Source organism: Amycolatopsis pretoriensis (genome assembly GCF_900107925.1).
Taxonomy (GTDB): Bacteria; Actinomycetota; Actinomycetes; order Mycobacteriales; family Pseudonocardiaceae; genus Amycolatopsis; species Amycolatopsis pretoriensis.
This window is the reverse complement of record NZ_FNUJ01000001.1, coordinates 202,548-213,745: the sequence shown is the minus strand read 5'-3', so window position 1 is coordinate 213,745 and position 11,198 is coordinate 202,548. Positions and strand designations below refer to the sequence as shown.

The 11,198-nt window shown below is 71.9% G+C and carries 11 protein-coding genes; 8 read left to right on the top strand and 3 right to left on the bottom strand.

Annotated elements, in window-relative coordinates:
* The first annotated feature begins 59 nt into the window (after positions 1 to 59).
* Genes BLV96_RS00990 through BLV96_RS00970 form a run of 5 tightly spaced genes read left to right on the top strand, consistent with a single transcriptional unit; the run spans position 60 to position 5,441 of the window.
* The gene (locus BLV96_RS00990; protein WP_341866064.1) at positions 60 to 929 is read left to right on the top strand and encodes a fumarylacetoacetate hydrolase family protein; all 870 of its coding nucleotides are present in this window, start codon (positions 60 to 62) and stop codon (positions 927 to 929) included.
* Positions 926 to 1,456: a flavin reductase family protein gene (locus tag BLV96_RS00985; protein ID WP_086674337.1), complete on the top strand. Its 531-nt coding sequence runs from the start codon at positions 926 to 928 to the stop codon at positions 1,454 to 1,456. Before BLV96_RS00990 ends, BLV96_RS00985 begins: the two co-directional genes overlap by 4 nt.
* 23 nt (positions 1,457 to 1,479) lie before the next feature.
* Positions 1,480 to 2,673: an acyl-CoA dehydrogenase family protein gene (locus BLV96_RS00980; RefSeq protein WP_086674338.1), complete on the top strand. Its 1,194-nt coding sequence runs from the start codon at positions 1,480 to 1,482 to the stop codon at positions 2,671 to 2,673.
* 15 nt (positions 2,674 to 2,688) lie between these two features.
* Complete coding sequence (locus BLV96_RS00975; protein ID WP_086674339.1) at positions 2,689 to 3,609, top strand: VOC family protein; 921 nt, start codon at positions 2,689 to 2,691, stop codon at positions 3,607 to 3,609.
* Positions 3,606 to 5,441, top strand: a complete 1,836-nt coding sequence (locus BLV96_RS00970; protein ID WP_086674340.1) for an acetoacetate--CoA ligase — start codon at positions 3,606 to 3,608, stop codon at positions 5,439 to 5,441. Before BLV96_RS00975 ends, BLV96_RS00970 begins: the two co-directional genes overlap by 4 nt.
* Here the strand turns inward: BLV96_RS00970 and BLV96_RS00965 are convergent.
* The gene (locus BLV96_RS00965; protein WP_086674341.1) at positions 5,422 to 6,534 is read right to left on the bottom strand and encodes an FAD-dependent oxidoreductase; all 1,113 of its coding nucleotides are present in this window, start codon (positions 6,532 to 6,534) and stop codon (positions 5,422 to 5,424) included. The two genes, BLV96_RS00970 and BLV96_RS00965, sit on opposite strands and share 20 nt — an antisense overlap.
* A gap of 66 nt (positions 6,535 to 6,600) precedes the next feature.
* On the opposite strand from BLV96_RS00965, the gene BLV96_RS00960 reads away from it, so the two are divergent.
* On the top strand, positions 6,601 to 7,284 hold the full coding sequence (locus BLV96_RS00960; RefSeq protein ID WP_086674342.1) for a TetR/AcrR family transcriptional regulator: 684 nt from the start codon (positions 6,601 to 6,603) through the stop codon (positions 7,282 to 7,284).
* Positions 7,285 to 7,371: 87 nt separating this feature from the next.
* Positions 7,372 to 9,012, top strand: a complete 1,641-nt coding sequence (locus tag BLV96_RS00955; protein ID WP_086674343.1) for a CotH kinase family protein — start codon at positions 7,372 to 7,374, stop codon at positions 9,010 to 9,012.
* Here BLV96_RS00955 and BLV96_RS00950 read toward each other — a convergent pair.
* Positions 9,009 to 9,872, bottom strand: coding sequence for a DUF3616 domain-containing protein (locus BLV96_RS00950; protein WP_244179985.1), 864 nt, complete (start codon positions 9,870 to 9,872; stop codon positions 9,009 to 9,011). The two genes, BLV96_RS00955 and BLV96_RS00950, sit on opposite strands and share 4 nt — an antisense overlap.
* 47 nt (positions 9,873 to 9,919) lie before the next feature.
* Positions 9,920 to 10,642 carry a TetR family transcriptional regulator gene (locus tag BLV96_RS00945; protein ID WP_086674345.1) on the bottom strand — a complete coding sequence of 241 codons (723 nt, stop codon included), beginning with the start codon at positions 10,640 to 10,642 and terminating at the stop codon, positions 9,920 to 9,922.
* Positions 10,643 to 10,731: 89 nt separating this feature from the next.
* Here BLV96_RS00945 and BLV96_RS00940 point away from each other — a divergent pair, with 89 nt between their 5' ends.
* Positions 10,732 to 11,190, top strand: a complete 459-nt coding sequence (locus tag BLV96_RS00940; protein WP_086674346.1) for a glycogen operon protein GlgX — start codon at positions 10,732 to 10,734, stop codon at positions 11,188 to 11,190.
* Positions 11,191 to 11,198: the final 8 nt, after the last annotated feature.

Genomic DNA, 11,198 nt, shown 5'->3' with positions numbered 1-11,198 from the left:
CTCTCGCCGCAAGAATCGATTCTTCTCTTGACAGTCGTATACGGCGCGCAGAGTATGAGATGACTCCTCGACCGAAAGGCATCGCGATGCGGATCGCCAACCTCGCCGGCCGGCTCGTCCTCCTCACCGGGGACGGCGCCGTCGACGTCGAGCGCGCCAGCGGGCAGCGCTTCCCCGCCGACCCCCACGCCGTGTACGCGCGCTGGACGGAGTTCACGGCCTGGGCGGCCGGCCTCCGGGACCTCGACGCCGAAGCGTTCGACGAAACCGGCCTGCGGGCCCCCTCCCCCACGCCGGCGCAGGTGTTCGGCGTCGGGCTGAACTACCGCGACCACGCGGCGGAATCCGGCCTGGGGCTGCCCGAGTCCCCGGCCGTGTTCACGAAGTTCCCCAGCTGCCTCACCGGCCCGAGCGGTGACATCGCGCTCACCGGGTCCACTGTGGACTGGGAGGTCGAGCTGGTCGCCGTGATCGGCCGGGAGGCGCGGAACGTGCCCGCCGAACGCGGGTGGGACCACGTCGCCGGGCTCACGATCGGCCAGGACCTCTCCGACCGGACGGTGCAGCTGGCCGGACCGGCCCCGCAGTTCAGCCTGGGCAAGTCCGCGCCCGGTTTCGGCCCCACCGGCCCGTGGCTGGTCACGCCGGACGAGTTCGCCGACCGCGACAACCTCGAACTCGGCTGCGCGGTCAACGGGGAATCCGTGCAGAAGGGCCGCACCAGCGACCTGATCTTCCCGGTCCCCGAGATCGTGGCCCGCCTGTCGGCGATCCTGCCGCTGCGGCCCGGCGACGTGATCTTCACCGGCACGCCGTCCGGGGTCGGCATGGCCCGCAGCCCGCAGCGGTTCCTCGCCGCCGGGGACGAGCTCGCCACCACCATCGAGGGCATCGGCTCGATGCGCCACCGGTTCACGGAGCCGTCATGACCACTGTGGACGGACACCGGTTCCGCGCGGTGATGGCCGCGGTCTGCGCACCGGTCACGGTGGTGACCACGACCGGCGCGGACGGCCCGCGCGGGGCGACCGTCAGCTCGTTCACCTCGCTCTCGCTCGACCCGCCGCTGGTCAGCGTCGCCTTCGACCGCCGGTCGGCACTGCTGGCCGAAATCCTTGACGCCGGCCGGTTCGGCGTGAACCTGCTCGGCCAGGGCCAGGACGACCTCGCCGTCCGGTTCGCCACCCGCGGCGCCGACCGGTTCGGGGACCCGACGACGTGGTTCACCGACCGCGGGCTGCCCCGGCTGCGCGACGCCGCCGGCTGGGTCGCCTGCGACCTCGACCGCGTCGTCGAGGCCGGCGACCACCTCCTGCTGTTCGGCCTGGTCACCGACCTCGGCCGGACGGATCTGCCGCCGCTCGTGTACGCCCACCGCACCTTCGGCACCCACTCCCGCTTCGCCGAGCGGCCGCGCCCGCTCATCACCGACCAGATCGCCGCCTGCGCCCGCTGACCGCCTGGAAGGACACCGCCGTCATGACCCTCGCGACCGAACAACCCGCGCCCACCCTCGACCAGCTCCTCGCCCGCATCGCCGACATCCAGCCGCTGCTGGAGCGCAACGCCGCCCAGGGCGAGGCCGACCGGCGGGTCGTCGAAGAGAGCATCGCCGCGCTGACCGACGTCGGCGCGTTCAAGATCGCCCAGCCGCGCCGCTACGGCGGCTACGGGCTGCCGGTCCGCGCGATGCTCGACGTCTCCGCCGCGGTCGCCGAGGCCGACGGCGGCACCGCCTGGGTCGTCGCGCTGAGCAACGTCTGCGCGTGGCTCGCGGGACTCTTCAGCGTCCAGGCCCAGGACGACGTCTGGGGCGCGAACCCCGACGCCAAGGTGTCGGGCGTGCTCTCCCCGACCGCCGAAACGACCAAAGTGGACGGTGGCTGGCGGGTCACCGGCCGCTGGTACTACAACTCCGGCTCGTGGCACGGCGACTGGGCCGGCCTGGGCATCCCGCTGACCGACGAGCGCGGCGAGGTCGTCGACCAGGGCATGGCCCTGGTCCCCCGCACCGACCTCGGCTTCGAGGACACGTGGTTCGTCGCCGGGATGCGCTCGTCGGGGTCCAACTGCCTGATCGCCGACGACGTCTTCGTGCCGGAACACCGCGTGATGTCCGTGCCGCCGGCCATCGGCGGGCAGTACGCGAACGGCGAGCCCGAGGAGGACCTGTTCCGGGCCGCGCTCGTCCCGGTGCTCACGCTGGTACTGGCCGGCCCGCAGCTCGGGCTGGGCCGCAAGGCGCTGAAGCTGGTGCGCGAAAAGGCCGCCCGCAAGGCGATCTCCTACACGAACTACGCGACCCAGGCGGAGTCCGTCGCCTTCCAGCTGCAGCTGGCCGAAGCGGCGATGCGGATCGACACCGCGCACCTGCACGCCTACCGCGCGGCCGACGACATCGACACGGCGTCGGCCGGCGCCTTCCCCGATCTCGAAACCCGCGCCCGGACCCGCGCCGACACCGGCTGGGCCGTCGAGAACATCACCCGCGCGATCGACGTCCTGCTCTCCGCGCACGGCGCCGGCAGCTTCGCCGAGGTCAACCCGCTGCAGCGGATCTGGCGCGACTCCGCCGTGGCCGCCCGGCACGCGATCGTGCTGCCCGCGGTCAACTACGAGGTTTACGGCAAAGCGCTGCTCGGTCGCGACGACCAGATCACCCCGCTTATCTGACCCCGAGGACTCCTCATGAGCCTGCACCGCCTCACCAAGATCGCCATCGGCGTTCCGGACGTCGACGAGACCGCGAAGTACTACACCCAGTTCGGCCTGACGCCGACCGCCTCCGGGTTCGCCACCGCCGACGGCGGCGAGCAGCTCGAACTGCGCCGGACCGCGCAGCGCCGGCTGCTCAGCCTGGGCATCGGCGCCGACGACCCGGACGACCTCGGCCGGATCACCGCGTCGCTGGCCCGCCTCGACGTCGAGAGCCGCATCGACGGCGATGCACTGTACACAAAGGACCCGATCACCGGGCTCGACGTCGTCGTGTCGGTCGCACCCCGCTTGACGCAGGAGGCGCCGGAACCGGTGGCCTACAACGGACCCGGCCGGATCGAGCGCGCGAACACCCGCGCGCCGGGCATCGACCGGGAGCCCGCGGTGCGGCCGCGCAAGCTCGGGCACGTCGTGTTCGGCTCGACCGACCAGGCCGCGACCCAGCGGTTCTTCACCGAGGGCCTCGGGTTCAAGGTCAGCGACGAGGCCCCCGGCCTGGCCGCGTTCATGCGCTGCTCCACCGACCACCACAACGTGCTGGTCCAGCAGGCGCCGGTCAGCTTCCTGCACCACACGTCGTGGGAGGTCGACGACGTCGACGAGGTCGGCCGCGGCGCCACCGCGATGCTCGAAGGCCACCCGGAACGCCACACGTGGGGTCTGGGCCGGCACTACATCGGGTCGAACTTCTTCTGGTACCTGCGCGACCCGGCCGGCAACTTCTCCGAGTACTACTCCGACATCGACTGCATCCTCGAGGACCAGCTCTGGGAGCCCCGCGTCGTCGCCGGCGAGAAGAGCCTCTACGCCTGGGGCCCGCCGCCCCCGCCGTCGTTCCTCGCGCCGGAGGACCTGGCCGACCTGATGACCGACGCCCACGACGGCGCATGAGCGAGCTGGACGCCTTCGGCCGGGGCTTCGGCTCCTACGAAGAGCTGTGGCGGTGGTCGGTCACCGACCTCGAAGGGTTCTGGGCGAAGGTCTGGGACCACTTCGAAGTCCGCGGCTCCTACGACCGCGTCCTCGGTTCGGCCGGGATGCCCGGCGCCGAGTGGTTCCCGGGCGCGGAGCTGAACTACGCCGAGCACATGCTGGGTGGTGCCGGCGACGACCTCGCCGTGGTCGCGCACTCCCAGACGCGCGCTTCGCTGTCGCTGACGTCCGGCGAACTGGCCGATCAGGTCGCCCGCGCCCGGGCCGGGTTGCGCCGGCTCGGCGTCGGGCGCGGCGACCGCGTGGCGGCGTACCTGCCGAACATCCCGGAGACGCTGGTGGCGTTCCTGGCGTGCGCGTCGCTCGGGGCGGTGTGGGCCGCGTGCGCGCCGGAGTTCGGCGCCCGCAGCGTCGTCGACCGGTTCGCCCAGATCGAGCCGACGGTGCTGCTCGCCGTCGGCGGCTACACCCACGGCACGAAAGAGATCGGCAAGAGCGCCGACGTGACGGCGATCCGCGCCGGGCTGCCGTCCGTCCGGCACGTCATCGGCGTCCCGTATGGACAGTACACAGTGGACGCCGACGTCTCCTGGCCGGAGCTGCTCGCCTCGGCACCGGAGCCGGGCTTCGACCGGGTCCCGTTCGGCCACCCGCTGTACGTCCTGTTCTCCTCCGGGACGACCGGGCTGCCGAAGGCCATCGTGCACGGCCACGGCGGGATCCTGCTCGAACACCTGAAGGCGCACGCGTTCCACCTGGACACCCGCCCCGGCGACCGGCTCCTGTGGCACACCACGACGGCGTGGATGATGTGGAACGTCCTGGTCTCCGGCCTGCTGCGGCGGGCCGCCGTGGTGCTGACCGACGGGAACCCGCAGTACCCGGACCTCGGCGCGCAGTGGCGGCTCGCCGAAGGTGCGACGCTGGTCGGCACCAGCCCGGCGTACCTGATGGCGTGCCGCGCGGCCGGCGTCGAGCCCGGCGACCTGCCGCACCTGCGGACGCTCGGCGTCACGGGATCGCCGTTGCCCGCCGAGGGGTTCGACTGGGCCACCGAGCGCCTGGGCGTCCCGGTGAACTCGATGTCGGGCGGCACCGACATCTGCTCGGCGTTCGTGGCCGGCAACCCGTGGGTGCCGCCGCGGCGGGGCGAGCTGACCGCGCCGTGCCTCGGCGTCGACGTCACCGCGTTCGACGCGGCCGGGCACGAGGTCGTCGGCGAGGTGGGCGAGCTGGTCGTGCGCCGGCCGCTGCCGTCGATGCCGGTCGGGTTCTGGAACGACCCCGGGCACCGGCGGTACCGCGCGGCCTACTTCGACACGTATCCGGGCGTCTGGCGCCACGGCGACTGGGTGACGAGGACGCCGGAGGGCGGGTTCGTGATCTCCGGCCGGTCGGACGCCACGCTCAACCGCGGTGGCGTCCGGCTCGGCACGGCCGAGTTCTACGCCGTCGTCGAGGAGCTGCCCGGCGTCGAGGACTCCCTGGTGGTGCACTTGGAGGACGGCGACGGCGGGCCCGGCCGGTTGCTCCTTTTCGTCGTCACCCCGGCCGGGCTCGACGACGACCTGCGGCAGCGGATCCGGACGGCCCTGCGCGAGGAGCTCTCACCCCGGCACGTGCCCGACCGGATCGAAGCGGTCCCGGCGATCCCGCGCACCCTGACCGGCAAGAAGCTGGAGACGCCGATCAAGCAGATCCTGCGCGGCCGCCCGCCGGCCGAGGTGATCTCCCCGGACGCGGTCAGCGACTACGCCGCGGTCGGCGCGTTCACGGGTTCCCTCCGGTGAACATGGTGATCAGGCCGTGCGGTGAGTCGTCGCCGAAGAGCAGCTCGTGGAGCTCGTTGCCGTCGGCCGCCGCTTCGGCACTGCGGGGGAACATGGTCCGCTCGAACTCCGCCAGCGCGGTCTCGACGTCGTCGTGCTTGGCCAGGGCCAGGGCCAGCTCGGCGCCGTCGAGCATCGCCAGGTTCGCGCCTTCGCCGTTCGGCGCGGCGAGGTGCGCTGCGTCGCCGATGAGCGTGACGCCCGGGACCCGCTCCCACCGGTGCTCGACCGGCAGCGTGTGCAGCGGGCGCAGGACCGGCGGGGTGTCGCCGTCGGTGATCAGCGCGGTGAGTTCGGGGGCCCAGCCGTCGAACTCCCGCGCGGTCCGCTCGACGGCGGCGGCCGCGTCGGTGAAGTCGCCGAACCACTCGACCGGCCGGGTCAGCGCGACGTAGGTGTGCAGCGTGCCGTCCTTCTCGCGGTGGGCCTGGATCCCCTTGCCCGGGGCGAGCGCGAGCAAGGCTCCGGCGCCGACCGCCTTCGCGGCGGCCGGGTGCCGGTTGTCGCTGTCGTACAGGAAGGTCTCGACGTAGGACCGGCCGATGTAGGCGGGCGTGGCATCCGAAAGCAGCGGCCGGACCTTCGACCAGGCACCGTCCGCCCCGACCAGCAGCGTCGTGGTGACGGTGGTGCCGCCGGCGAAGGTCACCTCGTGGCGGCCGCCGCCCAGCGCGCGGACGCCGGTGACCTTGTGTCCCCAGTGGACGGTGCCCTCCGGGAGCGAGTCGAGCAGCAGCTGCCGCAGCTCGCCGCGGGGCACTTCGGGGCGTCCTCCGGTGCCGTCGTCGGGCTCGTCGTGCAGGACCGCGCCGGTGCGGTCGAGGACCCGGGTGGCTTCGTGGCCCTCCAGGACCAGCCCGCGGAACCCGTCGGTCAGGCCGGCGGCTTCGAGGGCGACCTGGCCGGTGCCGACGTGGATGTCGAGCAGGCCGCCCTGCTTGCGGGCGGCCGGGGACCCTTCGGCCTCGTAGACCGTGACCGCGATGCCGTGGACGTGCAGGACACGGGCGAGGACGAGACCGCCGAGCCCGGCTCCGATGATCGTGACGTTCATGATGCCTCCTTCTGGAATGTTGTTCCATCAGTTTGGAACGTCATTCCAGATGTGTCAAGATGAGGCATGCCACCCCGCACCCGCCGCTCCGACGCCCTCAGCCGCGACCGCATCGTCGAGGCGGCGGTCGAGCTGCTCGACACGGCCGGCGAGGCCGGGCTGACGTTCCGGACGCTGACCGAGCGCCTCGCCACCGGGGCCGGCGCGATCTACTGGCACGTGGCGAACAAGGGCGAGCTGCTCGACGCGGCGACCGACGGGGTCATCGCCGCCGCGCTGGCCGCCGGCTCCCCCGGCTCACCGCGTGAGGAGATCCGCGCCGTCGCGCTCGGCCTGTTCGACGCCATCGAGCGGCACCCGTGGCTCGGCACGCAGCTGGCGCTGCAGCTCGCGCGCACCCCGTGGGGGTCGGTGACGGCCCGGATCTTCGAAGGCATCGGCCGCCAGGTCCGCGCACTGGGGGTGCCGGCCGGCCACCTGTTCACGACGACCTCCGCCCTGGTGAGCTACATCTTCGGCGCCGCCGGCCAGAACGCCGCGAACACCGCGGGTGTCCCGGCCGGCGCGGACCGCGCGGAATTCCTCGACGCCGTCTCGACGGCCTGGGAGGAACTGGACCCGGACGAGTACCCGTTCACCCGCGCGGTGGCGGCCGAGGTGCGCGGGCACGACGACCGCGAGCAGTTCCTCGCCGGGCTGGACCTCGTCCTCGCCGGTATCACCGCCGTCCACCTCTCCCGGGCGAAGTGATACAGCAACCGGAAAAGGCCCGAACGCGAAATTCGTTGCTGAATTTTCTGCGCGTCCGGCCCGGGAAATCGGTCGTACCATGACGTGATGGGCGCTCAGGAGCAGCAGGCACTCGATTCCCTCTACGAGATCGACAATGTGCTGACGATCGAGATCACGCTGCCACCGGCGGACTGGGACGCTGTGCGCACCGAACAGCCGGCCGGCGGCGTGTGCAACTTCGACTGGGCCGGCGGAAGCCGTTACACCTGGCGGAAGGCGTCGGTCACGATCTCCGGGACGAAGTTCCCCGCGAAGAAGACGTTCGCCGACGTGGGAATCAAGAAGAAGTCCTTCTGCGGTTCGATCAACAGCGACAAGCCGTGCCTGCACGTCGATTTCGGGAAGTTCGAAGACGCCAACAAGGCACCGATCCGGGACCTGATCGGGACCCGGTACCTGACGCTCAACAACTCGGTCCAGGACCTTTCCTACCTCCGGCAGCTGCTGGGCTACCGGCTGTTCGAGCTCGCGGGTCTCCCCTATTCCCGGGGCAACTTCGCGAAGGTGCTCGTGAACGGCACCCCGATCGGCCAAGGGGTCGCCGGCGTGAACAGCCCGGGCGTCTTCGTGAACGTCGAGCCGATCATGCCGCGCTACATCGAGCGCAATTTCCGGCACACCGACGGAAACCTGTACGAGCTGGAGCACAAGGACGACTTCGTCGGTGCCCGGTTCGGCTTCATCGGCGTGGAATCGCTGTCGAAGTTCGAGGACAAGGCGGACCTGAAGTTCGCCATCGACCACATCGCCGCCCACGGGCTGGCCGGCGCGAGCGAAGTTTTCGACCTCGACCAGTTCGTCAAGCTGTACGCGATGGAGTTCTTCCTCAAGCACTGGGACGGCTATTCCCGCAACACCAACAACACCTACGTCTACAACGACAAGACCGCCGTCGCCGCGCCCGGCGTCGGCGACATCGAGTTCAAGCTGATCCCCTGGGGCCTCGACCAGACGCTGCAGCCGGCCCGGCACTTCCGGATCGACACGGCCGGGCTGCTCGCCAAGCTCGTGCGCGACGACCCGGGCCGCCGCGCGCAGCTGCTCGGCCAGATCCGCGCCTACCGCGAGAGCGTGTTCGGCCACAAGACCCAGGAAACGGTGCTCAAGCCGCTGCTCGAGCGGATGGCCGCGCTGCTGACCGGGCTCGGCGTGCCCGACGTCCCCGCGCAGCTCACCGTCGTCCGCAAGCAGCTGCGGCTCGCGACGTCCGCCGGCTACCTCTGCGGCGGCCTGCCCGGCGCGGAAGGGGCGTTCGTCCGCGAAGACGTCACCAACGAGTGCCTGCACGCCAGCGGCACCGAAACCATCGAACCCGGGAGCTTCGAGGTCGTCCACCGGCTGCGGCCCGCCGACGTCGACGAAGCCGATCTGTGGTGCTTCGACACGCTCGGCACCGGGAAGTCCCTGTCCGTCAAGGCGTCCGGCCGGTTCCTGCACGCGAGCACGACGACCTCGGCCCTGGGCCACCGGCTGCTCTGCACGCGCGCGGCCGACAACACCGAGCACGCCGAGGAGTTCTCGGTCACCCAGGTGGACCCGCCGGACGACCCCTTCGCCACCAGCGGCTACTTCACCTTGACGAGCGTCCGGACCGGGGCGGGCGCGGCGTTCGCCGCCGACCCGGCGCCGTCCGGGCGGCCCCGGGTGGTCCAGGACCCGGCGGCGTCGAAACTGTACTTCTCCTAGAGGACCGCGTAACCGCCGTTGTCGTCGACGACGAGGATCTTCCGCTCGCCGCCGGCGGAGAACGCCGTGACGCCTTCGGGTTTCGCGGTCCGGTGGAAGGTGATGTCGAGCAGCCGGACCGTGTCGCCGCCGCGCGGCCAGGTGCCGAGCCGGAACGGCGCGTCGTCGTGGCTGGCCGAGCGGCCGAGCAGGACCAGCAGGTCGCCGTCGCAGTCGAGGTCACGGATCCCTTGCGCGGCCGCGGATCGCGGGATCCGGGCCGAGCGCACGGTGGGCGCACCGAGCGAGTCCGTCGTCCACTCGCCGGTGAGGTCGACGGGAACGTGGATCAGGGTGACCTGTCCGGTGACGGCCGGGCCGCGCAGGCCGAACAGGAGCGCACTCGTCCCGGCGTCGAAGGCGAGGCCCTCGACGTTCAGGCCGTCGTCGTCCGGTTTCCGCCTGCCGGGCGCGGCGAGGGCGGGCACGTGGCCGAGCAGCCAGGCCCGGAACCCGGCCATCGGCTCGGCGGGCAGGTCCCCGTCGGGGCGGTACCGGACGCGTACCAGTCCGTCGTTGACCCGGTTCCGCTCGACCGACAGCGAGGAGGCGACGACGAGGAGGGTCTCGCCGTCGTGGTCGATCCGGGTGAGGCCTTCGGGGTCACCGAGGTCGCCCGCGCCGAGCAGGTGCCGCCGGCGAATGCGTTCGACCGTGTCCAGGTCGGCGTCGAACGTCATTTCGAACAATGCGGTGGGGTCTTTGTTGTCGACGAAGGTGAAGCACCGGGATCCCGTCCGCACCACGCCCGAAGCGTTGAACGGGTTTTCGCCGTTTCGGTCGCGGAACGGCGTCGGCTTCACGTTTTTCCGCTTCGCCACGGACTCGAGTGTAAACCGGGTTTCGGCGGTCATGGCACTCAGTGCCACTACGGTCGGCGGAGCACCTCACCCACCTGGGCGACGACCTCGTGCAGCGGCGTCGCGGTGGTCATCACGGCGACGACCGTGGCCGGTTCCGCGCGCGGGGCCCGGAAAGCGGTGACGACCAGCGCGAACGCCTCGGCCGCGCGGACCTTGATGTCGTCTTCGCCACCTCGGCGCAGCCAGCGCCGCAGGACGTGGTTGTTGGCGGCCGCGATGGCCGCGGCGGCGACGGCCGCGCGCAGGCTCGCCGCCGGGTCGCCCTGCTGTTCGTAGCGCGCCTGCAGGTAGCGGGCGAGCACGCGCTGGTAGCGGTCGACGATCGCGATTTCCTTGTCCCGCAGGGAAGGCACCGTACGGGTCAGGGCGAAGCGCTTGAGCGACACGTCGAGGTCGTCGGCGTAGGAGTCGAGCACCAGGCCGACCGCGTCGCAGGCCACCTCGACCGGGTCGCGCGCCGGGTCGGCGGCGGCGAAGGCGTCTTCCATCTCGGCCACGATCTCGTCGTGGTTGGCGAAGAGGACGTCGTCCTTGGCGTCGAAGTACCGGAAGAACGTGCGGCGGCCGACGCCGGCCGCGGCCGCGATGTCGTCCACCGTGGTGGCCTCGTAGCCGTTGGCGGCGAACAGGTCCACGGCCGCCGAGGCGAGGGCGCGGCGCAGCTGCCGCCGGCCCGCGGGGGTCGCCCCGACCCGGGTGGCCGGCGTGCGGCGCGGCGAATCGGTCATGGCCGGGACGGTAGCAGCCGGGCTTGCTAACGGCACTGAGTGCCGTTAAGCTGGCGGCCACTGCCCCACCGAGTGGAAAGGCGTCGACGATGTCGCTCGACCAGCAGGTGCCTGTCGCGCCCCGGGACCCGGCGGGCGACCGGGTCGACGCCTTCTACGGCCGACTCTTCGGCTGGCCGGTGAAATGGCGGGGAGTCCACCCGTTCCTGGCGCTGGAGAACGGGATCTGCGCGGTGACGCTGCCCAAGCTCAGCGCGGGCCCGGTCCTGTCCCGGCTGGTGGCGACGGGCTGCCAGGGCCCGGCGATGCACCTGCCCACCCAGCAGGGTCCGCGCGTCGCCCTCCTCGCCGAAACCGACGGGCTCATCCCCCCGCGTGACGCGCTGCCCCGGAACGTCGAGGTGCTGGCGTGGGGAACGCTGCTGCCGCTGCCGGTCGGCCCGCGCCGGGTGGACGTGGCGACGGAATGGCTGTCGGCGCCGGATCCGCGGCAGCGGTGGCTCCCGAGCCTGAGCGCGGTGCTGGCGGGGATCCCCGACCGGTTCTAGCGCCGAAA

Bases quoted from the DNA above. Each gene is read 5' to 3' on its own strand.
- BLV96_RS00970 (WP_086674340.1), top strand. From the start codon at position 3,606: ATGAGCGAGCTGGACGCCTTCGGCCGGGGCTTCGGCTCCTACGAAGAG.
- BLV96_RS00945 (WP_086674345.1), bottom strand. From the start codon at position 10,642: ATGACCGATTCGCCGCGCCGCACGCCGGCCACCCGGGTCGGGGCGACC.
- BLV96_RS00975 (WP_086674339.1), top strand. From the start codon at position 2,689: ATGAGCCTGCACCGCCTCACCAAGATCGCCATCGGCGTTCCGGACGTC.
- BLV96_RS00940 (WP_086674346.1), top strand. From the start codon at position 10,732: ATGTCGCTCGACCAGCAGGTGCCTGTCGCGCCCCGGGACCCGGCGGGC.
- BLV96_RS00990 (WP_341866064.1), top strand. From the start codon at position 60: ATGACTCCTCGACCGAAAGGCATCGCGATGCGGATCGCCAACCTCGCC.
- BLV96_RS00980 (WP_086674338.1), top strand. From the start codon at position 1,480: ATGACCCTCGCGACCGAACAACCCGCGCCCACCCTCGACCAGCTCCTC.
- BLV96_RS00955 (WP_086674343.1), top strand. From the start codon at position 7,372: ATGGGCGCTCAGGAGCAGCAGGCACTCGATTCCCTCTACGAGATCGAC.
- BLV96_RS00960 (WP_086674342.1), top strand. From the start codon at position 6,601: ATGCCACCCCGCACCCGCCGCTCCGACGCCCTCAGCCGCGACCGCATC.
- BLV96_RS00965 (WP_086674341.1), bottom strand. From the start codon at position 6,534: ATGAACGTCACGATCATCGGAGCCGGGCTCGGCGGTCTCGTCCTCGCC.
- BLV96_RS00985 (WP_086674337.1), top strand. From the start codon at position 926: ATGACCACTGTGGACGGACACCGGTTCCGCGCGGTGATGGCCGCGGTC.